This window comes from Aeromonas sp. ASNIH7 (assembly GCF_002903485.1).
In the GTDB taxonomy this organism is placed as follows: domain Bacteria; phylum Pseudomonadota; class Gammaproteobacteria; order Enterobacterales; family Aeromonadaceae; genus Aeromonas; species Aeromonas caviae.
Genome location: NZ_CP026226.1, coordinates 2285001 through 2306274, shown reverse-complemented (window position 1 = coordinate 2306274; position 21274 = coordinate 2285001). Strand labels below are relative to the sequence as shown.

Sequence of the window (21274 nt, the reverse complement as noted above, 5' to 3'; positions counted from 1 at the left end):
CTGGGCGAGATTATGCCCCAAGAAAGGCCGAAGAAATAACAGAAGATACCCGTCTGCTCCCGCAAAACGCCTACCTGGCAGGATCTGCTCCCCCGCGCATCCCTCCTGAGGCCCTCTTCGACCCGGACACGGCGTGCCCTGGGCCACCGACTGCCGGGTAGCAGATATTCCCCTTCCCCCGCATTCAAAAGCGGGCCCACCGGGCCCTCGGGTCATGCCCCGCGCGGGGTTTTAGGCTAGAATGGGCGCCAATCCGAGCATGACCCGCCCGCCGGGTGCCAACAAGAGTCCCTTGCCTGTGAAAAAACCGACCCTGGCGGCCGTCCTGATCGTCAAGAACGAAGCCGACAACCTCCGTGCCTGCCTCGCCTCCCTCGAAGGCCTGGCGGATGAAATCGTCATTCTCGACTCCGGCAGTCAGGATGACACCCCGGCCATCGCCGCCGAATTTGGCGCCCGCTTCTTCGTCAACACCACCTGGCCCGGTTTCGGCCGTCAGCGCCGCCTCGCCCAGTCCCATGTCCAGTCGGAGTGGGTGCTGTGGCTGGACGCGGACGAGCGGCTCACCCCCGAACTCAGGGAAGCCATCCAGGGGGTCATGGCCAACCCGGCCAGCGACACCATCTACTCCATCCCGCGCCTCTCCTGGGTGTTCGGCCGCTTCATCCGCCACAGCGGCTGGTACCCGGATCGGGTGCTGCGCCTCTACCCCAAGGCGCTGACCGGCTACAACGAGGCGCTGGTACACGAGAAGGTGGAGGTGCGCGCCAACATGAAGATCGTCAACCTGCAGGGCGACCTCCTCCACTACACCTACCGGGATCTGGAACACTACCTGGTCAAATCCGCCGGCTACGCCCGCGCATGGGCCGATCAGCGCACCGCCCGCGGCAAGAAGGGATCCCTCGGCCAGGGGCTGGTCCACGCCGTCGGCTGCTTCCTCAAGATGTACCTGCTCAAGGCCGGTTTCCTCGACGGCAAGCAGGGCCTGCTGCTGGCCATCCTCTCCGCCCACTCCACCTTCGTCAAATACGCCGATCTCTGGGTTCGCCAGCAGCCCCAGCAGCCGAAATAGGGCATCGCGCCTCAAACATCGCATTAATCACTCACCCCTTGTTCCAGCGGGACAAGGGGCAAACCCTATTGCCATGGAGCGAGCGCAGCCCTCGCGGGGCCGCTCACGGCGCAAACCCGGGCGCCACGGACGAAAACTGGCCGCTATAAGCCGAATGCATGGATATTGGCAACATGACCCGACTCCGGCTTATACCGACAGGATTCCCCTGCCCGGAGCCTGGGCAGGCCCATCAAGGGGCTGTCGGGAGCCACGCCCGGTAGGCCGGTCTGCCAGCAGGGCTCATCCCCATACAAGACAGGGCCCCGCGGGGCCCTGTCTGTATGTTCTGTGTGCGCTCTCAGCGCTCGGCGCGCCAGAAGGGCGGCGCCCAGCGGGCGATCTCTGCCGCCATGGCCTTGGGATCGAGCTGGCTCATGTCCTCCGGGTGGTCGCTGTCTTCCGGCGGGCTGAAGGGCAGATGGCGCCCCTCGCCGTTGAGCGGCCGCCAGCGCAGCGGCGTCGCCGAACGGTGTGCCGGGAAGAAGCCGACGGTCGGCACGTCCATGGCCGCGGCGATGTGCAGGGGCCCCGTGCTGCCCGCCACGAACAGGGCGGCGTTGGCCATCACCTGGCAGAACTTCGGCAGCCCCTCGTCGGAGCGATAGATCCAGCCGTTGCCCCCATGGGCCAGCAGTTCGGCCGCCAACTGCTCCGCCTTCCCCTCCTCCCCCGGCCCTGCCGTCAGCACGCACTGCAACTCGGGACAGGCCTGGTTGAGCTTGATGATGAGGCGCGAGTACTGCTCGATGGAGAGGTTGTTGGCCGAGCCACCGCTGCCCGCATGCACCATCAGCCAGGGGCGGCTGGCGTCGAGCCTGAGACGGGCGGCGACCTGCTCGCGCACCTGCAGCAGGCTCTCGGGGTCGAAGCCGAGGTAGGGGCCCTGTGGCTCCACCACGGTCTGATGCTGATCGGCGAGGAAGCGGCGCACCAGATCCAGGTTGTATTCGTACTCCGGCTTCTGGGAGCGGGAGCGGCGCTGCACCAGGCGCTGGTTGTAGAGCACCTGGGCCAGCTTGGTGGCCGGGGCCAGCCGGTAGGGAATATGCGCCTTCCACACCAGCTTGGCATTGCGGGTGTTGGAGAAGAGGCAGATGGAGGCATCGAAGGCGGCCGCCTTGATACGCGCCAGCAGGGCGCGTTGCTGCTCCTTGTCGGCCCGGGCACCCGGATCCAGGATGATCTCGTCGATCCATGGGCAGAGGCGGGCCAAGGGCGCCGTGTAGGCGGGAACCAGGGCAGTCACATGACACTCCATGGAGCGCTTGAGCATGGCAAAGCTCGGCCACGCCAGCATGAAGTCACCAATCTTGTCATTGCGGACTACCAGAATACGTTTCATAAAAAATCCCTATGCTCCCTGTCACCAGCGAAGGAGGCTTGATGCGCGATGCGGGTATTCTTGCCTGATGCAGGGCGATTCTCAAGCGAAGACACCACGGGGCCCCGATTTGTGCGACCCCGGCCGCCGATCAGCGCCAGAAATCCGCGCCATCCCGGTCGCGACAAACCGGCAACAGCCCCTATAATGCGACCAGTTTTCCGGTTTCAGGAATCAGCAGCATGACCAACAAGGTAATCTATCCCGGCACCTTCGATCCCATCACCAACGGCCATACCGATCTCATTGGCCGCGCCGCCAGACTGTTCGACGAGGTGGTGGTCGGGGTGGCCAACAGCCCGAGCAAACGGCCGCTGTTCGATCTCGAGGAGCGCGTTCAGCTGGCCCGGCAGGTGACGGCTCACCTGCCCAACGTCAAGGTGGTGGGCTTCTCCGGCCTGCTGGTGGATTTTGCCAGGGAGCAGCAGGCCAACGTGCTGATCCGCGGCCTGCGCGCCGTCTCCGACTTCGAATACGAGTTCCAGCTCGCCAACATGAACCGTCGCCTGATGCCCACCCTGGAGAGCGTCTTCCTCACCCCGGCGGAGGAGAACTCCTTCATCTCCTCCACCCTGGTGAAGGAGGTGGCGCTGCACGGAGGTGACATCCACCAGTTCGTCGACCCCCTGGTGGCTCAGGCCATCGCCGCCAGGCAGCAGCGCTAATCCCTCCCCTGATGGGCAGAAACGAACAAGGGCTACCCGCGGGTAGCCCTTGTTGCATCAAGGCACTGCACGCCTAGCTGCGGGCAAACTGCTGGCGGATCGCCCGCTCCAGCCCGTCCAGCCACTCGTAGCGACGCCGGTACATGGCCCGCTTCTTGGCGGCCACCTCCTCCAGCGGCTTGCGCACCACGGGTTGCAGCCGCACGAAGTTGGCGTCCTGATCGAGGGCGCCAAACTCCTGCCACAGCTCGTCGTAGTCCGCCTGCAGGCAGGCTTTCTTCTTCTTGCTGTACCGTCTTGCCTGGAAGATGTGGGCCTTCATGCGTACCGCACAGACCCGGTGGGCCCCCATGGCCCCGGCCAGCGCCATCACCAGCATCACCACCAGCGACTTGGGTCTCAGACCCTGACCCGCCCGGGTCAATGCCCGCACCTGCTCCTGGGGCTGCTCGACACAGGGCTCCGGCCCCTGCACCGACCCGATCACCAGGGCCAGCTCCTGTTCGCTGCCCGCCAGGGAGAAGGCACAGCTGTAGAGTCGCTCCCCCCGCGCGTTGACGATGGAGAGGGCCAGCTCCGCCTCCCTGCGGAAGGTGCCGTCGTGACGCAGCACGATGCGCCAGCCGCCATCGGGATAATGGCCCAGCACTATCCCCTCCCCCAGATAGAGCGGGTCGATGAGCTCGGGGTACAGGCCCAGCAGCAGGCGGTAGTGATCCTCCACCATCTTGACCCGCTGGTTCACCGTCGAGCAGGCGAAGCGATAGGGGCGCATCGGCTTGTCGAGCAGCTCGGGGTGGCGGGCGGGAAGCGCTCGCAGGGGGGCGCTCTGGAACAGCTCGAACACCCGGTTCAACTGCGCACGGTAGAGCAGACTGCGCAGCAAAAACTTGCCGCGATTGAAGGTCTTGCGGGCGCTGTCTTCGGGATAGAGGAAGCGGGCCATATCGTGGGCACAATAGTGCCCCTGCCGGGATAAATGTTCCCAGTCTATTGATTTAGCTGTCATTTTATTACCTCGCAGCCTGAACTGGCGAGATAGTAGTCATGGGCTGACGCCGCTTCAACAGACCGGAAATACTCTCTTACAACTTGGCCGGTTCCGGCTCAAAAACCCCTCTTTCAGCGTTGGCAGTGGGAGCAGAACACCGTGGTTCGCTGGCCCATCTTCACCTCGGTGAGCAGGGTGTGGCAGTGGAAACAGGGCTGGCCGCCACGGCCGTAAACCTGCAGCTGCTGCACGAAATAGCCTGGCTTGCCGTCGGCGCTGGTGAAATCCTTGAGGGTGGTGCCCCCCTGGTGAATGGCTTCGGCCAGCACCCGCTTGATCTCGCTCACCAGGGTGCCCAGCCGCTCGGCGCTGATGTTGCCCGCCGCCCGCCTGGGATGAATGCCGGCGGCATAGAGCGCCTCGTTGGCGTAGATGTTGCCCACCCCGACCACCACATGGTTGTCCATCAGGAACTGCTTGATGGCGGTGCTGCGCCCCTTCGCCCGCTCCCGCAGGTAATCGGCATGGAAGGCATCGGTGAGGGGTTCCGGCCCCAGCTTGGCGAGCAGGGCATGGGCCTCGGCCGGTTCGCGGGTCCACAGCAGGGCGCCAAAACGGCGCGGATCGTTGAGCCGCAGCAGCTTGCCGTTGGCCAGCTCGATATCCACGTGATCGTGCTTCTCGGCCGGGGTGCCGATGTCCAGCACCCGCAGGCTGCCGGACATCCCGAGATGCAGGATGGCGGTGCCGAAGTCGGTCTCCAGCAACAGGTATTTGGCGCGGCGGCTGACGCGGTGGATGACGAGATCCACCAGCTCCTGGATCTCGCCGGGCACGGGCCAGCGCAAGCGGCCGTCCCGCACCACCACGCGGGTCACCTTGATGCCGGTAAGCCAGGGGGAGATGCCCTGGCGGCTGACTTCGACTTCCGGTAATTCAGGCATGGGCGATCTCTCGTTCAGGGAATGGGACGCATCAGGTCACGGTATTGCGCCTGACTCAAGCTGAGCCAGGTCGAGGAGGGCAGCAGGGCGGCAAACTTGCCGTCGTCCTGATAGAGCCCGACTTCCACCGGATCGCTCTGTCCGGCGATCCAGATCTTGAGGGTCACCGGGGTGCCGCGCACGGGCTCGCCGGGGGGCAGCAGCCAGCCTTGCCACGCCTCGATGCGGGCCGCCAGCTGGGCGTTGCCAAGCCCCAGATCCGGCGCGCTGCGCCAACCCTGGCCGATACGCTCTATCTGCCAGCTCGGCCCCTGCCAGGTCAGCACCACGGCACTCTCCGGCAACAGCGGACGCGCGCGTTTGGCACTGTTCTCCTGCTGGGCCTGCTCCAGCCGGTGCAACAGGGTAATGACGATCAACACGACCACGATGATCACGTTGTTCCAGCCTTTGCGGCTCAGTTTGAACATGGCTAGCCTCCCTTCGAATCGGCAGTGTACTGAATTCCAGCCATAAAAAAACCCGGCACGAGGCCGGGTTTTTGCAGCGAAACCAAGTAATTACTTGATTTTGCCTTCTTTGTAGATCACATGCTGACGAATCACGGGATCAAATTTCTTGATCTCCATTTTTTCGGGCATGGTGCGCTTGTTCTTGGTAGTGGTATAGAAGTGACCAGTACCGGCGCTGGAGTTCAGGCGAATCTTATCGCGAATACCTTTAGCCATGATCTAATTCCTTATACCTTAACGCCGCTGGCACGCAGTTCAGCCAGAACCACTTCAACGCCGCGCTTGTCGATGATACGCATGCCTTTTGCGGATACGCGCAGGCTCACGAAGCGTTTTTCACTCTCAACCCAGAAACGGTGAGTGTGCAGGTTCGGCAGGAAACGACGCTTGGTAGCGTTGTTAGCGTGCGAACGGTTGTTACCAACTGCCGGGCGCTTGCCGGTTACTTGGCATACTCTAGACATGTCAGTCTCTCCAAATCTTACTTCATTGCTCGAGCAAATATCTGCCCCGCTGGCCTTCGATTGCGGGGCAAACAGAAGGCGGCATTTTATACAGCATCCGTGATCAAAGATCAACTAATACAGTGCCAGAGCCCAGTCACAACCAACCACGCTCTGCGAAAGAAACCGTGATGCCATCACCGATCACCAGGTGATCAAGCACTCTGATATCGACCAGGGCCAGGGCGGCCAGGATCCGATCCGTGATCTGGCGGTCCGCCCGACTGGGCTCGGCCACGCCGGACGGGTGATTATGCGCCAGAATCACGGCGGCTGCATTATGTTTGAGCGCGATCTGCACGATTTCTCTGGGCCAGACGCTCGCCGAGTCGAGGGTGCCGTAAAAAAGTTCGACAAACCGGATGACCCTGTGCTGGTTGTCGAGCAGCAGCAGGGCGAACACCTCCCGCCCCCGATCCCGCAACTGGGCTTGCAGAAAGTCACGGGTAAGCCCGGGCGAGGTGAGCGCCTCTCCCCGTTGCAACTGTTCGGCCAGATGGCGCCGCCCCATCTCCAGCACCGCCTGCAACTGGGCATACTTGGCAGGTCCCAGCCCGTGAGCGCCACAAAAATCCTGCTGCTCGGCCCCCAGCAGTGCCCGCAGGGAACCAAACTGCTGCAACAACTGGCGGGAGAGATCCACCGCACTCAACCCGCTGACCCCGGTGCGCAGGAAGATGGCCAGCAGTTCGGCATCGGAGAGCGTCGCCGCCCCTCGGCGCAGCAGCTTTTCCCTCGGGCGCTCCTCTTCCGGCCACTCCTTGATGCTCATTTGTCTCTCCCTCATGGCTATTGAGAGAAAACATAGCAAAGAATCCCGCGAGCCCGACCACAACTCCCCCATGTCAGCCTCTGTCGCCACCCATTGCCTGTGCTATCTTAGCCGACCAGTCAGAGTGAGCCGGAAGAGAAGCAGCAGATGAGATTGGCCGATAAACGCATCCTGTTGGGTGTCAGTGGCGGGATCGCCGCCTACAAGAGTGCCGAACTGGTACGTCGCCTGAAAGATCAGGGGGCCGAGGTGCGAGTGGTGATGACCCGCTCCGCCAAGGAGTTCATCACCCCGCTGACCCTGCAAGCCGTCTCAGGCCACCCGGTGGCCGACAGTCTGCTGGACCCGGCTGCCGAGGCGGGCATGGGCCACATCGAACTGGCCAAGTGGGCCGATCTGGTGCTGATCGCCCCCGCCAGCGCCAACCTGATGGCCCGCATGGCCGCCGGCATGGCGGACGAGCTGCTCACCACCCTCTGCCTTGCCACCCCGGCGACTGTCGCCCTGGCGCCAGCCATGAACCAGCAGATGTACCGCAACGCCGCCACCCAGGCCAACCTTCAGACCCTCGCCGAGCGCGGCATTCAGCTGTGGGGGCCGGATTCCGGCAGCCAGGCCTGCGGCGATGTGGGCCCGGGCCGGATGCTGGATCCCCTGGAACTGGTGGAACGCTGCTGCCAGCAGCTCGCCGCCGAACCGCTCCTGGCAGGCGTCAGGCTGCTGCTCACAGCCGGGCCGACCCGCGAGGCGCTGGATCCGGTGCGCTATATCAGCAACCACAGCTCCGGCAAGATGGGCTACGCCATCGCCCGCGCCGCGCGCGAAGCGGGCGCGGAGGTGACCCTGGTGAGCGGCCCGGTGGCACTGGCCACCCCGGCCGGCGTTACCCGCATCGATGTGGAGAGTGCCCTGCAGATGCACGAAGCAGTGATGAGCCGGGTCGGTGAGTGCGACCTCTTTATCGGCTGCGCTGCCGTCGCCGACTACCGTCCCGCCCAGGTGGCCGAGCAAAAGATCAAGAAGACCGGCGACAACGACCAAATGCAGCTGACCCTGGTCAAAAACCCCGACATCATCGCCGATGTGGGGGCGTTGTCAGACAAACCCTTCACCGTCGGATTTGCCGCCGAAACCGTGGATGTGGAACAATACGCCCTCGACAAACTTCGACGTAAGCGGCTGGACATGATCGCAGCCAACGATGTGTCCCGTGCAGGCCAGGGTTTCAATGCCGATGACAACGCCCTGACCGTCTTCTGGCAAGGGGGTCAAGCCGCCCTGCCCCTGGCCGATAAGCTGACGCTCGCCCGTCATCTTGTCGCCCTGATTGCACGCCATTATCGACCCTGAGCCCATTGAACATGCCGGGAGCCCCAGGCTCCTGCAGTACCACCCGATCGCCAGGCGATCCAATTGAAAAAGATTCATGACGACACAAATTGAACTGAAAATCCTGGATGCCCGCATCGGCACCGACTTCCCGCTGCCCGCTTACGCCACACCGGGCTCCGCTGGCATGGACTTGCGCGCCCTGCTGGATGCCCCGCTGACCCTGGCCCCGGGCGACACCACGCTGGTGCCGACCGGGCTGGCCATTCACATCCAGGATCCGGGTCTGTGCGCCACCATCCTGCCCCGCTCCGGCCTCGGCCATAAGCACGGCATCGTGCTGGGCAACCTGGTCGGCCTCATCGACTCCGACTACCAGGGTCAGTTGATGGTCTCGGTCTGGAACCGTGGCAACGACAGCTTCACCATGCAGCCTGGCGAGCGCATCGCCCAGCTGGTGATCCTGCCGGTGGTACAGGCCAGCTTCCAGTTGGTCGACGAATTCAATCAGAGTGAACGGGGTGAAGGCGGGTTTGGTTCTTCTGGTCGCCAATAACAAGACCACACGGCCCCCTGGGGCACGTGCCAAATAATAGAATCAAGCCATTGTTTTTTTAGGGGAATCCATGGCAAGCAGTAACCAGAAACAGAGTCGGCGCGATCAGATCCTGCAGGCACTCGCCCACATGCTGGAAACCAGCCCGGGCCAGCGCATCACCACGGCACGCCTCGCGGCCGAGGTCGGTGTGTCCGAGGCGGCCCTCTACCGGCATTTTCCCAGCAAGGCGAGGATGTTCGAGGGGCTGATCGACTTTATCGAGGATTCCCTGCTGTCACGGGTCAACCTGATCATGGCCGAAGAGAAGGACACCATGGCCCGCTGCCATCACATACTGCAGCTGCTGCTGGTGTTCGCCGAGCGCAACCCCGGCATCACCCGCATTCTCAATGGCGATGCCCTGCTGGGCGAACACGATCGGCTGCGGGATCGCATCAGCATTCTGTTCGACAAGCTGGAGACCCAGATCAAGCAGGTACTGCGCGAGAAACGGCTGCGGGAAGGCCAGGGCTTCCAGCTCGACGAGACCATGCTGGCCAACCTGCTGCTGGCCTATACTGAGGGCCGCATCAGCCAGTTCGTCCGCTCGGAGTTCAAAATCAAGCCCACCGCCGGGTTTGAAGATCAGTGGCAGTTTATCCGCAGCCAGCTGCTGCAAAGCTGAGCCAGCAGACCGCATCAACCAATGCACGTCCGCTCCGAGTGCACAATCAAGCCCACTGCCGGCTTTGAAGATCAGTGGCAGTTCATCCGCAGCCAGCTGCTGCAAAGCTGAGCCAGCAGACCGCATCAACCAATGCACGTCCGCTCCGAGTTCACAATCAAGCCCACTGCCGGCTTTGAAGATCAGTGGCAGTTTATCCGCAGCCAGCTGCTGCAAAGCTGAGCCAGCAGACCGCATCAACCAATGCACGTCCGCTCGGAGTTCAACATCAAGCCCACTGCCGGGTTTGAAGATCAGTGGCAGTTTATCCGCAGCCAGCTGCTGCAAAGCTGAGTGCGCACATGCCCAGCGTCCCTGCGCCAGCAGGGTTGTGACAAAGCGGGAGGCCTTGGCCTCCCTTGCTTTTTGTGGCACAAAAGAAGAGACAAGCACCAGATGCGACCCAGCTTGTCGCGCTCAAGTGTTAGATTCATCTGCCATAAATCTTCACACCAACAGGACATCCTATGGAACCCGAGATCATTACCGAAGCACAGACCTGGCTGACCAACAACCAGGGACTGATCATCGAGTATGCGGTCAACATCGCCGCCGCCCTGATCACCCTGCTGGTCGGTTACATTGCCGCCAACCTTCTCAGCGGTGGCGTGGTCAAGGTGATGCAGACCCGCAAGCTGGACACCACCGTCACCCACTTCGTCGGCAGCATCCTCAAATACACCATTCTGGTGTTCGTGGTGATCGCCGCTCTGGGCCGGGTCGGGGTGCAGACCGCCTCCTTCGTGGCCATCATAGGTGCCGCCGGTCTGGCCATCGGTCTGGCGCTGCAGGGCTCTCTCTCCAACTTTGCCGCCGGTTTCCTGCTCATCATCTTCCGCCCCATCAAGGCAGGGGAATTCATCGAGGTGGCAGGCACCAATGGCGTTGTGCAATCGGTGCAGCTCTTCACCACCACCCTCACCTCGGGTGACAACAAGATGGTGGTAGTGCCGAACTCCGCCATCCTCAACGGCACCATCGTCAACTACTCGCGCATGGATACCCGCCGCGTCGACATGACCTTCGGCATCGGCTACGGCTCCGACCTGCGCAAGGCCAAACAGATCCTGGAGCGGCTGGTGAGCGAAGAGCCCCGCATCCTGAAGGAGCAGGCCGCCACCATTGCCGTTGCCGCGCTGGCCGACTCCTCGGTCAATATCGTGGTGCGTCCCTGGGTCAAGACCGGTGATTACTGGGGTGTCTGGTTCGACTTCCACGAGAAGGTGAAGCTCACCTTCGACGCCGAGGGCATCGAGATTCCCTTCCCCCAGCGTGTGGTCCACATGCAAAAGACTGCGGATTGATCCTCGGTGTGCGTTCTCCAGTGCCAGCCTTCGGGCTGGCACTGTCGTTTCTGCCTTCTGTGACATGAAAAAACCGGCCACAGGCCGGTCTTGCGCACCAGGTCGCACCGCGTTCTCACCCCAGCCGGCGTGCAACCCGGTTGAGCAGGGGCTGCATCAGCACATAACCCCCCAGCACGGCTCCGATCACCGCCAGTACGCGGATCTCCAGCGTCGGCGCCGCATTGGCCAGCGTCAGGGTCAGCAAACCGATGAGGCCGGTGGCGATCAGGCTCAGGGCAAACAGGGATAACAGGGCTTTCATCTCGATCTCCTCATTCCACACCATTGATTCCATACCTTGGCCATCCCTGGGAGATCTCGTCCATTCGGCTCATATGATAGCCAGCGTCTGTTGCCCACCATTTGCGCCTGCTCAAAAAACCGTCCGATGAGCGTCTGTTGAATACCCTTTGATCTGTCACGCCAGCTTTCCAGAGCCACGGCCGCGCTCCCCTTGAAATGAAAGCCTTTTCAACCCGAGCAAGCATGCGCGAACGCAAGATCCCGGGGTACTGAGTGACTCATAATCGCACTGTTTTGGTTGTACACTCCCTCGTTGCAGACAATTGGTAATGCTCTGTTACACGGGGCGCACGGAGTGCCCGGTATAATGCTCGCATAATAAGGTTTGGCGGGAGCCTTGCCTGCAAGGTTCAAACACAACTTGGAAGACTGATAATCCTATGAAAAATATCAATCCAACCCGGACCCAGGCCTGGCAGGCACTGGAAGCCCATTTTGCAGCCAACAAGGAGATGCGTCTCAAGGATCTGTTCGCACAGGATCCCAAGCGTTTTGACAAGTTCTCCCTCACCTTCGGTGGCGACATCCTGGTCGACTACTCCAAGAACCTGATCACCGAAGAGACCCTCAAGCTGCTGGTGAACCTGGCTGGCGAGACCGATCTGCGCAGCGCCATCGACGCCATGTTCAACGGCGACAAGATCAACATGACCGAAGGACGCGCCGTACTGCACACCGCCCTGCGCAACCGCTCCGACCGTCCCATCGAGGTTGACGGCAAGGACGTGATGCCGGAAGTGAACGCCGTACTGGCCAAGATGAAGGGCTTCTGCGAGAAAGTCATCGGTGGCGAGTGGAAGGGCTATACCGGCAAGGCCATCCAGCACGTGGTCAACATCGGCATTGGTGGCTCCGATCTGGGCCCCGTCATGATCACCGAGGCCCTGCGCCCCTACAAGAATCACCTGGAGATGCACTTCGTCTCCAACGTCGACGGCACTCACATCGCCGAGACGCTCAAGAAGATCGATCCGGAAACCACCCTGTTCCTGGTGGCCTCAAAGACCTTCACCACCCAGGAGACCATGACCAACGCCCTGACCGCCCGCGACTGGTTCCTCGGTCACGCCGGTGACAAGGCTCACGTGGCCAAGCACTTCGCCGCCCTGTCTACCAACGGCAAGGCCGTGGCCGAGTTCGGCATCGACACCGACAACATGTTCGAGTTCTGGGACTGGGTCGGCGGTCGTTACTCCTCCTGGTCCGCCATCGGCATGCCCATCGCCCTCTCCCTCGGCTTCGAGCACTTCGAGGCCCTGCTGCAAGGCGCCTTCGAGATGGACATGCACTTCGCCACTGCCGCCAATGAACAGAACGTGCCCGTACTGCTGGCCCTGATTGGCCTGTGGTACAACAACTTCCATGGTGCCGAGTCCGAAGCCATCCTGCCGTACGATCAGTACATGCATCGCTTCCCTGCCTACTTCCAGCAAGGCAACATGGAGTCCAACGGCAAGTACGTGGACCGCGACGGCAATCCGGTGGACTACCAGACCGGCCCCATCATCTGGGGTGAGCCGGGTACCAACGGCCAGCACGCCTTCTACCAGCTGATCCACCAGGGCACCAAGCTGATCCCCTGCGACTTCCTAGCGCCGGCCATCAGCCATAACCCCATCGGTGACCACCATCCGAAGCTCCTGGCCAACTTCTTCGCCCAGACCGAGGCCCTGGCCTTCGGCAAGAGCAAGGAAGCGGTGGAGGCCGAGTTCCTGGCCGCCGGCAAGACCCTGGAGCAGGTCAAGGATCTGGTGCCGTTCAAGGTGTTCGAAGGCAACCGCCCGACCAACTCCATCCTCTTCAAGCAGCTGACCCCGAAAACTCTCGGCTCCCTGATCGCCATGTACGAGCACAAGATCTTCGTACAGGGTGCAATCTGGAACATCTTCTCCTTCGACCAGTGGGGTGTGGAGCTGGGCAAACAGCTGGCCAACAAGATCCTGCCGGAGCTGGGCACCGATGAAGCCGTCACCAGCCACGACGGTTCCACCAACGGCCTGATCAACACCTGGAAAGCCTGGAAGGCCTGATTGCTCCCGCCCTCCAGAATGCAAAAGCCCCGCTCGATGAGCGGGGCTTTTTTATAGGCTTCAATCTGTCTGTTTGCATCATCCGGACGACAGGCCAGGTGTCTAAGCCAGCCAGTAACGGGGATCGTCATCCCCGCCCCTTCCGATGCCGCTCAGCGAAGGCTTAACCGCCGACGGCAATACGCTTCATGTCCTTCATGTAACCACGCAGGGTCTGGCCGATCTTCTCGATCGGGTGGTTGCGGGTCGCTTCGTTGGCAGCCAGCAGGGCCAGGTTGTCCACCGCCTTGCTCTCGGCACGGGCACTGCCCAGGTCCCCTGCTTGCAGGGTCGGCATGAAGTGCTCACGCAGCAGCGGCACGGCGGCGTTGGCGAACAGGTAGTTGCCGTACTCCGCGGTGTCGGAGATGACCACGTTCATCTCGTACAGACGCTTGCGGGCGACGGTGTTGGCGATCAGCGGCAGCTCGTGCAGAGACTCGTAGTAGGCAGACTCTTCATAGATACCGGAGGCCACCATGGTTTCGAACGCCAGCTCCACACCCGCCTTGACCATGGCCACCATGACCACGCCATTGTCGAAGTACTCCTGCTCGGCGATCTTGCCGGCATAGGCAGGGGCATTCTCGAAGGCGGACTTGCCGGTCTCTTCGCGCCAACCGAACAGCTTGGCATCGTCTTCGGCCCAGTCAGCCATCATGCCGCGGGAGAACTCGCCGGCGATGATGTCATCCATGTGCTTCTCGAACAGCGGACGCATCAGGGTGCGCAGTTGCTCGGAGAGCTCGAAGGCACGCAGCTTGGCCGGGTTGGAGAGGCGGTCCATCATCAAGCTGATGCCGCCCTGCTTCAGGGCCTCGGTGATGGTCTCCCAGCCGAACTGGATCAGCTTGCCGGCATAGGCCGGGTCGGTGCCCTCGGCAACCAGCTTGTCGTAGCAGAGCAGGGAACCGGCCTGCAGCATGCCGCACAGAATGGTCTGCTCGCCCATCAGGTCGGATTTCACTTCCGCGACGAAGGAGGATTCCAGCACGCCGGCACGGTCACCACCGGTAGCAGAGGCCCACGCCTTGGCGATGGCCATGCCCTCGCCCTGGGGATCGTTCTCCGGGTGGACGGCGATCAGGGTCGGTACGCCGAAGCCGCGCTTGTACTCTTCACGCACTTCGGTACCCGGGCACTTGGGCGCAACCATCACGACGGTGATGTCGGAACGGATCTGCTGCCCCTCTTCCACCACGTTGAAGCCGTGGGAGTAGCCCAGCGCGGCGCCCTGCTTCATCAGCGGCATCACGGTTTTGACGACGTCGGAGTGCTGCTTGTCCGGAGTCAGGTTCAGCACCAGATCGGCGGTCGGGATCAGCTCTTCATAGGTGCCGACCACGAAGCCGTTGTCGGTGGCCTTCTGCCAGGAGGCGCGCTTCTCGGTGATGGCGGCCTTGCGCAGGGCGTAGGAGATGTCCAGCCCGGAGTCGCGCATGTTCAGACCCTGGTTCAGGCCCTGGGCGCCACAGCCCACAATCACCACCTTCTTGCCCTTCAGCACGTTGCAGCCGTCCGCGAACTCTTCGCGCTGCATGAAACGACACTTGCCCAGCTGGGCCAACTGCTGACGCAGGTTCAAGGTGTTGAAATAGTTAGCCATGGTGATTGCTCCGTTCGATTGATTCCATGCCGGATGGCGGCGTTGTCGAAACCACTATAGCGCGGGACACTTATTGCCTGAACTGATATATTCGAAACAGTACGTTGCAGGAATTGAAATGTGATTTCCCGCAATCTCCCGCCGCCGAGCCATCGTGCTACAGGGCGCCTGACAACGCCGCAGGAATAAAAAGATGGACCTTCGCAATCTCGAACTGTTTCTCCACCTCGCCGACTCCCTCCACTTCGGCAAAAGCGCCGATGCCATGGCGGTCAGCCCCTCCACCCTGAGCCGCGCCATCCAGCGACTGGAACAGGAGACCGGCTGCGTGCTGTTCGAGCGGGACAACCGCTCGGTGCGGCTCACCCCTGCTGGTGACAAGCTGCGGGAGTTTGGCGGTGCCTTGCTGCAGGAGTGGCGCCAACTCAAACAGGAGCTCAAGCGCAGCGACGAGCCGCTGCAAGGGCGGTTGCGGGTCTTCTGTTCGGTCACCGCCAGCTACTTTCTGTTGCCCGAAGTACTGGAGCGCTTTCGCCGCCGTTATCCCCAGCTGGAGATCAAGCTGGAGACCGGCGACCCGGCGCTGGCGGTGGACAAGATCCTGGCTGACGAAGCCGATCTCGCCATCGCCGCCCGCCCGGATGCCCTCTCCGCCAAGCTGGAATTTGCCAGTCTGCAGCAGGTACCGCTGGTGTTCATCGCCCCCCGCACCGCACCGCAGCAGAGCCAGTGGTTTTCTCAGGGAGAGCCAGACTGGGAGCGGCTGCCACTGATCCTCTCCGAGCAGGGGCTGGCCCGAAAGCGCTGTGATCAATGGTTTCGCAACAAGGGGATAGCTCCCAACATCTATGCAGAAGTGGCGGGCAACGAGGGCATCGTCGCCATGGTGGCCCTCGGCTTCGGTGTGGGTGTCGTGCCTGCCGCCGTCATCGATCACAGCCCCATGGGGGACAAGGTGCGTGTGGTAGAGCCCAAACCGGCGCTCAAGGCGTTCGACGTCGGCATCGCCGTGCTCAAGAAGCGGCTGGAAGAGCCGCTGATCCGCGCCTTCTGGGACACCGCACGCGGCCAGGGAGGCCTTCGCTGATCCGGCAGGCGTCGGAGCCACTGTGAGTGTCAAATGTATCAGTATGAAAGTGGGGGAGAAGAGGGGACACTGGCCGGCACCATCCAGCCACCATCAAGGAATAGAGCGTGAGCCAGCATCTTGTCGAAATCCGCAGTGCCATCCTGTTCGCAGAATATCTGCAAAGCCTCGGGGTCCAGCGCCATGAACTCGATCGGGAGCAGGAGATCTATCTCCAGGACAGGCACCTCGCCACGGTGCAATGCATTCAGGGGGAGCTGCGCTTTTATCTGCGCGCCAGCGCACTGGCCAGATCGTGATCCGCAATCGGTCACAGAACCCGCACGCAAAGCGTATTAGACTGGCACCATCCGTCCCCCTCGCCCCGGGGGCCACCACGAGGAGTGCCCATGAAACAAAGCGGCCTGGATCGGCTCTTCAAACCTCACTCGATCGCCGTCATCGGCGCCTCCAGTGATCCGCAGAAGGCAGGCCATGTGGTCATCCGGCACCTGCTGGCGGGTCAGTTCCAGGGCCCTATACTACCCGTAGCCCCCCGCAGCCAGGCCATCGCTGGCGTGCTCGCCTATCCGGACATAGAGAGCCTTCCCTTCTCCCCCGATCTCGCCATCGTCTGTACCCGGCGCGAACGGGTACTGCCGCTCATCGAGGAGCTCGGCAAGAAAGGAACCGGAGCCGCCATCATACTGGCCGCCCAGTTCTCCACTGACGAGCGCCTGCGGCTCAAGCATCTGTGCCAGCAATACGGCATCCGGCTGCTCGGCCCCAACAGCATGGGCATGCTGCTCCCCGGGCAGGGTATCAACGCCAGCTTTTCCCCCATTGCAGCGACTCCGGGACAGGTGGCGTTTCTCTCCCAGTCTGCAGCGGTCAGCACCACCATCCTGGATTGGGCCAAGCAGCGCGAAATCGGCTTCTCGGCCTTCATCTCCCTAGGCGATCATTGCGACATCGACTTTGGCCAACTGCTGGATCAGCTCTCCCGGGACGGGACGACCCGCGCCATCCTGATCTACATGGACAAGCTGCACGATGCCAGGCACTTTCTCTCCGCCGCCCGTGCCGCCTCGCGTAACAAACCCATCCTGATCCTCAAGAGCGGTCGGCACGACCCGGCCAACGGTCTCGACAATGTCTATGATGCCGCCATCCGCCGGGCTGGCATGCTGCGCGTCCGGGATACCCACGAACTGTTTGCCACTGTCGAGACCCTGAGCCACTCCCTGACCCTCAAGGGGGAGCGGCTCGCCATCCTCTCCAACGGGCGCGGTCTCGCCAACATGGCCGCAGACGTACTGCTGTCTCGGGGAGGCAAGCTGGCGATGCCACCCCTCGACATCGGCAGCGATGCAGATATCGAGGCCTACAAGAGTGCACTCGAGACGCTGCTCCAAGGGGACAGTGCCGATGCCATCCTGCTGATCCATGCACCGTCCCTCACCGCCCGAGGTGTCACCCTCGCCAGCAACCTGATCGACTTCATCAAGCAGCATCCCAGGGCCAGACGATTCAACATACTGACCAACTGGGCAGGCGAATACTCCGCCCAAGAGGGGAGACGCCTGTTCAACGAGGCGGGCATCCCGACCTATCGCACCCCGGAAAGCGCCGTCACGGCCTTCATGCACATGGTGGAATATCGCCGCAACCAGAAACAGTTGATGGAAACACCGGCCTCCCTGCAAGGCGACAGGCTCGATGTCGAGCGCTGCCAGCAGCTCCTTGGGCAAGCGCTGGACCGCCAGCAGCGGGTGCTGGACACCCACCTGGCCCATCCCATCTTGCAGGCAGCCGGGCTATCCACCCTCGCGACCTGGATCGTCTCCGATGCCATCGAGGCAGCACTGACTGCAGAACAGATTGGCTACCCCGTAGCGGTGAAGCTGCGATCTCCCGACATCGCCCACAAATCCGATGTACACGGTGTCATGCTGAACCTGCGCACCTCGGCGGAAGTCGCCCAGGCGGCGGATGCCATTCTAGACAGGGTACGTCAGCGCGATCCTGGCGCCCGCATAGAAGGGCTTCTGGTACAACGCATGGCACGCCGCAGCGGGGGTCTGGAGCTGCGGATCCGCTTGCAGCAGGATCCGGTCTTCGGCCCCGTCATCCTGCTCGGGGAATCCGGCGCCGAGCCCCGCGACATGGTCGCGGCCCTTCCTCCCCTCAACCAGGCACTGGCTCGCTACCAGATCATTGGTGCCCTCAAGGATGGCAAGATCCGCGAGCAGGCCAGTCCGGTACGGCTCGATATCGACGCCCTCGGCCAGGTGCTGTGCCAGCTCTCCGAGCTGCTGCTGGCCTTCCCCGAGATACAAGAACTGGATCTGCACCCGCTGCAGGCCTGTGATGAAGAGATGGTGATCCTGGATGCCCGGCTCGTCCTGGCAGAGCGAGGACAACAAGTTCTGCCACTGGCCATTCGCCCCTATCCCACCGAGCTGGAAGAGGGTGCCTGGCTGAAAGATCAGAGTCATGTGCTGCTGCGCCCCATTCGCCCCGAAGACGAGCCGGCCCACAAGCAGTTCGTGCGGCAGGTGTCTGATGAAGACAGGTACAAACGCTTCTTCGCCGACGTGGGGGAGCTGGGGCATGAGGAGCTGGCCCGCATGACCCAGATCGATTATGACCGGGAAATGGCCTTCGTCGCCGTGGGTCAGGACGGCCCTTTCAGCCAGCAGATCCTGGGAGTGGTGCGAGCCATTGCCAGCCCGGATCAATCGGATGCGGAGTTTGCCATCCTGGTCCGCTCAGACTTGAAAGGCCTCGGACTCGGCAAGTTGATGATGGAAAAGATCGTGCGCTATGCCAGAGAGCGTGGCATAGGCCAGCTCTCTGGCATGACCATGCCCAGCAATCGCGGCATGATCAATCTGGCCAAACGGCTCGGTTTCAAGATCGATATTCAGCTGGAAGATGGGATAGTCAACATGGAGCTTCCCTGCGCTGATCAGGTTGTATAACGATGCAATCGTGGTGGTAAATCAACCAGATATGGATGGATAACGTGAATTTCAGGCAATAAAAAACCCCGCTCGAGTGAGCGGGGTTTCTTGTATTGGGTGCCTGGCAGTGTCCTACTCTCGCATGGCGAATGCCACACTACCATCGGCGCTACAGCGTTTCACTTCTGAGTTCGGCATGGGGTCAGGTGGTTCCACTGCGCTATTGCCGCCAGGCAAAATCTTCAATCTGAGAAAGCTGATGTAAGTAATTCGTTCATTCGCTACAAGGCCAGAAACACTTCTTGGGTGTTGTATGGTTAAGCCTCACGGGTAATTAGTATGGGTTAGCTCAACGTATCGCTACGCTTACACACCCCACCTATCAACGTTGTGGTCTCCAACGGCCCTTTAGGACCCTCAAGGGGTCAGGGATGACTCATCTCAGGGCTCGCTTCCCGCTTAGATGCTTTCAGCGGTTATCGATTCCGAACTTAGCTACCGGGCAGTGCCACTGGCGTGACAACCCGAACACCAGAGGTTCGTTCACTCCGGTCCTCTCGTACTAGGAGCAACTCCCTTCAATCATCCAACGCCCACGGCAGATAGGGACCGAACTGTCTCACGACGTTCTGAACCCAGCTCGCGTACCACTTTAAATGGCGAACAGCCATACCCTTGGGACCGACTTCAGCCCCAGGATGTGATGAGCCGACATCGAGGTGCCAAACACCGCCGTCGATATGAACTCTTGGGCGGTATCAGCCTGTTATCCCCGGAGTACCTTTTATCCGTTGAGCGATGGCCCTTCCATTCAGAACCACCGGATCACTATGACCTACTTTCGTACCTGCTCGACCTGTCCGTCTCGCAGTTAAGCTGGCTTATGCCATTGCACTAACCTCCTGATGTCCGACCAGGATTAGCCAACCTTCGTGCTCCTCCGTTACTCTTTGGGAGGAGACCGCCCCAGTCAAACTACCCACCAGGCACTGTCCGCGAGCCCGATTCAGGGCCCTGCGTTAGAACATCAAACATACAAGGGTGGTATTTCAAGGACGGCTCCAGCGCAACTGGCGTCACGCCTTCAAAGCCTCCCACCTATCCTACACATGTAGGTTCAATGTTCAGTGCCAAGCTGTAGTAAAGGTTCACGGGGTCTTTCCGTCTAGCCGCGGGTACACCGCATCTTCACGGCGAATTCGATTTCACTGAGTCTCGGGTGGAGACAGCATGGCCATGGTTACACCATTCGTGCAGGTCGGAACTTACCCGACAAGGAATTTCGCTACCTTAGGACCGTTATAGTTACGGCCGCCGTTTACCGGGGCTTCGATCAAGAGCTTCGCTTGCGCTAACCCCATCAATTAACCTTCCGGCACCGGGCAGGTGTCACACCCTATACGTCCACTTTCGTGTTTGCAGAGTGCTGTGTTTTTGATAAACAGTCCCAGCCATCTGGTCACTGCGACTCCCGACAGCTCCATCCGCAAGGGACTTCACCATCAAGAGCGAACCTTCTCCCGAAGTTACGGTTCTATTTTGCCTAGTTCCTTCACCCGAGTTCTCTCAAGCGCCTTGGTATTCTCTACCCGACCACCTGTGTCGGTTTGGGGTACGATGACTTGTAATCTGAAGCTTAGAGGCTTTTCCTGGAAGCAGGGCATCAATGGCTTCCGCACCGTGGTGCGTTCGTCTCGTGTCTCAGTGTTGTGTCTCCGGATTTGCCTAGAAACACCACCTACGCACTTTCACCAGGACAACCGTCGCCTGGCCCACCTAGCCTTCTCCGTCCCCCCATCGCAATTACAAGTCGTGCAGGAATATTAACCTGCTTCCCATCGATTACGCCTTTCGGCCTCACCTTAGGGGTCGACTCACCCTGCCCCGATTAACGTTGGACAGGAACCCTTGGTCTTCCGGCGAGGAGGCTTTTCACCCCCTTTATCGTTACTTACGTCAGCATTCGCACTTCTGATATCTCCAGCATGCCTCTCGACACACCTTCGCAGACTTACAGAACGCTCCCCTACCACTCACACTTAGTGTGAATCCGCGGCTTCGGTGCCTGGTTTGAGCCCCGTTACATCTTCCGCGCAGGCCGACTCGACTAGTGAGCTATTACGCTTTCTTTAAATGATGGCTGCTTCTAAGCCAACATCCTAGCTGTCTGAGCCTTCCCACATCGTTTCCCACTTAACCAGAACTTTGGGACCTTAGCCGGCGGTCTGGGTTGTTTCCCTCTTCACGACGGACGTTAGCACCCGCCGTGTGTCTCCCGGATATTACTTACTGGTATTCGGAGTTTGCATGGGGTTGGTAAGTCGGGATGACCCCCTAGCCCAAACAGTGCTCTACCCCCAGTAGTATTCGTCCGAGGCGCTACCTAAATAGCTTTCGGGGAGAACCAGCTATCTCCGAGTTTGATTGGCCTTTCACCCCCAG

Annotated in this window: 19 protein-coding genes, 2 rRNA genes and 1 pseudogene (1 of these 22 running past the window's edge); 11 read left to right on the top strand and 11 right to left on the bottom strand. The window is 61.3% G+C overall.

Features of this window, described 5'->3' with window-relative positions:
- Positions 1 to 298: 298 nt before the first annotated feature.
- Complete coding sequence (locus C2U47_RS10880) at positions 299 to 1075, top strand: glycosyltransferase family 2 protein (RefSeq protein WP_010676108.1); 777 nt, start codon at positions 299 to 301, stop codon at positions 1073 to 1075.
- 340 nt (positions 1076 to 1415) lie between these two features.
- On the opposite strand, the gene C2U47_RS10875 is transcribed toward C2U47_RS10880, so the two are convergent.
- Positions 1416 to 2459: a glycosyltransferase family 9 protein gene (locus C2U47_RS10875; protein ID WP_010676109.1), complete on the bottom strand. Its 1044-nt coding sequence runs from the start codon at positions 2457 to 2459 to the stop codon at positions 1416 to 1418.
- Positions 2460 to 2680: 221 nt separating this feature from the next.
- On the opposite strand from C2U47_RS10875, the gene coaD reads away from it, so the two are divergent.
- Entirely contained in the window at positions 2681 to 3163 is a 483-nt protein-coding gene (coaD, locus tag C2U47_RS10870; protein ID WP_010676110.1) for a pantetheine-phosphate adenylyltransferase, read from the top strand.
- A 73-nt stretch (positions 3164 to 3236) separates the two neighbouring features.
- Here coaD and C2U47_RS10865 read toward each other — a convergent pair whose 3' ends face one another.
- From C2U47_RS10865 to radC, 6 genes are all read right to left on the bottom strand, one after another.
- Positions 3237 to 4109 (bottom strand): VirK/YbjX family protein, encoded by an 873-nt coding sequence (locus C2U47_RS10865; RefSeq protein WP_049636088.1) that lies wholly within the window; start codon positions 4107 to 4109, stop codon positions 3237 to 3239.
- Between the two features lie 176 nt (positions 4110 to 4285).
- Entirely contained in the window at positions 4286 to 5098 is an 813-nt protein-coding gene (mutM, locus tag C2U47_RS10860; protein ID WP_049636089.1) for a bifunctional DNA-formamidopyrimidine glycosylase/DNA-(apurinic or apyrimidinic site) lyase, read from the bottom strand.
- Between the two features lie 14 nt (positions 5099 to 5112).
- A complete protein-coding gene (locus tag C2U47_RS10855; RefSeq protein ID WP_102948964.1) occupies positions 5113 to 5568 on the bottom strand; it encodes a hypothetical protein in 456 nt (151 codons plus the stop codon).
- 90 nt (positions 5569 to 5658) lie between these two features.
- On the bottom strand, positions 5659 to 5826 hold the full coding sequence (gene rpmG, locus C2U47_RS10850; RefSeq protein WP_005323752.1) for a 50S ribosomal protein L33: 168 nt from the start codon (positions 5824 to 5826) through the stop codon (positions 5659 to 5661).
- A gap of 11 nt (positions 5827 to 5837) precedes the next feature.
- A complete protein-coding gene (rpmB, locus tag C2U47_RS10845) occupies positions 5838 to 6074 on the bottom strand; it encodes a 50S ribosomal protein L28 (protein WP_005307492.1) in 237 nt (78 codons plus the stop codon).
- Between the two features lie 136 nt (positions 6075 to 6210).
- On the bottom strand, positions 6211 to 6885 hold the full coding sequence (gene radC, locus C2U47_RS10840; protein ID WP_039040991.1) for a RadC family protein: 675 nt from the start codon (positions 6883 to 6885) through the stop codon (positions 6211 to 6213).
- Between the two features lie 147 nt (positions 6886 to 7032).
- Between radC and coaBC the strand changes: the two genes are divergently transcribed.
- From coaBC to C2U47_RS10815, 5 genes and pseudogenes are all read left to right on the top strand, one after another.
- Entirely contained in the window at positions 7033 to 8235 is a 1203-nt protein-coding gene (gene coaBC, locus C2U47_RS10835) for a bifunctional phosphopantothenoylcysteine decarboxylase/phosphopantothenate--cysteine ligase CoaBC (RefSeq protein WP_042879081.1), read from the top strand.
- Between the two features lie 76 nt (positions 8236 to 8311).
- Positions 8312 to 8770 carry a dUTP diphosphatase gene (gene dut, locus C2U47_RS10830; RefSeq protein WP_010676116.1) on the top strand — a complete coding sequence of 153 codons (459 nt, stop codon included), beginning with the start codon at positions 8312 to 8314 and terminating at the stop codon, positions 8768 to 8770.
- 70 nt (positions 8771 to 8840) lie between these two features.
- The gene (slmA, locus tag C2U47_RS10825) at positions 8841 to 9437 is read left to right on the top strand and encodes a nucleoid occlusion factor SlmA (RefSeq protein WP_010676117.1); all 597 of its coding nucleotides are present in this window, start codon (positions 8841 to 8843) and stop codon (positions 9435 to 9437) included.
- A 138-nt stretch (positions 9438 to 9575) separates the two neighbouring features.
- Positions 9576 to 9659 (top strand): annotated as a pseudogene (locus C2U47_RS10820) (nucleoid occlusion factor SlmA); the annotation flags it as partial.
- A gap of 284 nt (positions 9660 to 9943) precedes the next feature.
- Positions 9944 to 10780 carry a mechanosensitive ion channel domain-containing protein gene (locus C2U47_RS10815; RefSeq protein ID WP_042864726.1) on the top strand — a complete coding sequence of 279 codons (837 nt, stop codon included), beginning with the start codon at positions 9944 to 9946 and terminating at the stop codon, positions 10778 to 10780.
- Positions 10781 to 10895: 115 nt separating this feature from the next.
- Here the strand turns inward: C2U47_RS10815 and C2U47_RS10810 are convergent, their stop codons facing one another.
- Positions 10896 to 11084, bottom strand: coding sequence for a hypothetical protein (locus C2U47_RS10810; protein WP_029314882.1), 189 nt, complete (start codon positions 11082 to 11084; stop codon positions 10896 to 10898).
- 421 nt (positions 11085 to 11505) lie between these two features.
- On the opposite strand from C2U47_RS10810, the gene pgi reads away from it, so the two are divergent.
- The gene (gene pgi / locus C2U47_RS10805; RefSeq protein WP_049636091.1) at positions 11506 to 13155 is read left to right on the top strand and encodes a glucose-6-phosphate isomerase; all 1650 of its coding nucleotides are present in this window, start codon (positions 11506 to 11508) and stop codon (positions 13153 to 13155) included.
- A 163-nt stretch (positions 13156 to 13318) separates the two neighbouring features.
- Here the strand turns inward: pgi and ilvC are convergent, their stop codons facing one another.
- Positions 13319 to 14800 (bottom strand): ketol-acid reductoisomerase, encoded by a 1482-nt coding sequence (gene ilvC / locus C2U47_RS10800; protein ID WP_039041087.1) that lies wholly within the window; start codon positions 14798 to 14800, stop codon positions 13319 to 13321.
- Positions 14801 to 14993: 193 nt separating this feature from the next.
- On the opposite strand from ilvC, the gene ilvY reads away from it, so the two are divergent.
- The 3 genes from ilvY (at position 14994) to C2U47_RS10785 (ending at position 18850) form a co-directional block, all read left to right on the top strand.
- Positions 14994 to 15887, top strand: a complete 894-nt coding sequence (gene ilvY / locus C2U47_RS10795; RefSeq protein WP_043153306.1) for an HTH-type transcriptional activator IlvY — start codon at positions 14994 to 14996, stop codon at positions 15885 to 15887.
- Positions 15888 to 15994: 107 nt separating this feature from the next.
- Positions 15995 to 16186: a hypothetical protein gene (locus tag C2U47_RS10790; RefSeq protein WP_010676124.1), complete on the top strand. Its 192-nt coding sequence runs from the start codon at positions 15995 to 15997 to the stop codon at positions 16184 to 16186.
- A 90-nt stretch (positions 16187 to 16276) separates the two neighbouring features.
- Positions 16277 to 18850 carry a bifunctional acetate--CoA ligase family protein/GNAT family N-acetyltransferase gene (locus C2U47_RS10785; RefSeq protein ID WP_049636092.1) on the top strand — a complete coding sequence of 858 codons (2574 nt, stop codon included), beginning with the start codon at positions 16277 to 16279 and terminating at the stop codon, positions 18848 to 18850.
- A gap of 101 nt (positions 18851 to 18951) precedes the next feature.
- Here the strand turns inward: C2U47_RS10785 and rrf are convergent.
- Both rrf and C2U47_RS10775 read right to left on the bottom strand, forming a co-directional pair.
- Positions 18952 to 19066 (bottom strand): 5S ribosomal RNA (rrf, locus tag C2U47_RS10780).
- A 79-nt stretch (positions 19067 to 19145) separates the two neighbouring features.
- Positions 19146 to 21274: ribosomal RNA gene (locus tag C2U47_RS10775) — 23S ribosomal RNA — on the bottom strand (it continues 760 nt past the right edge of the window).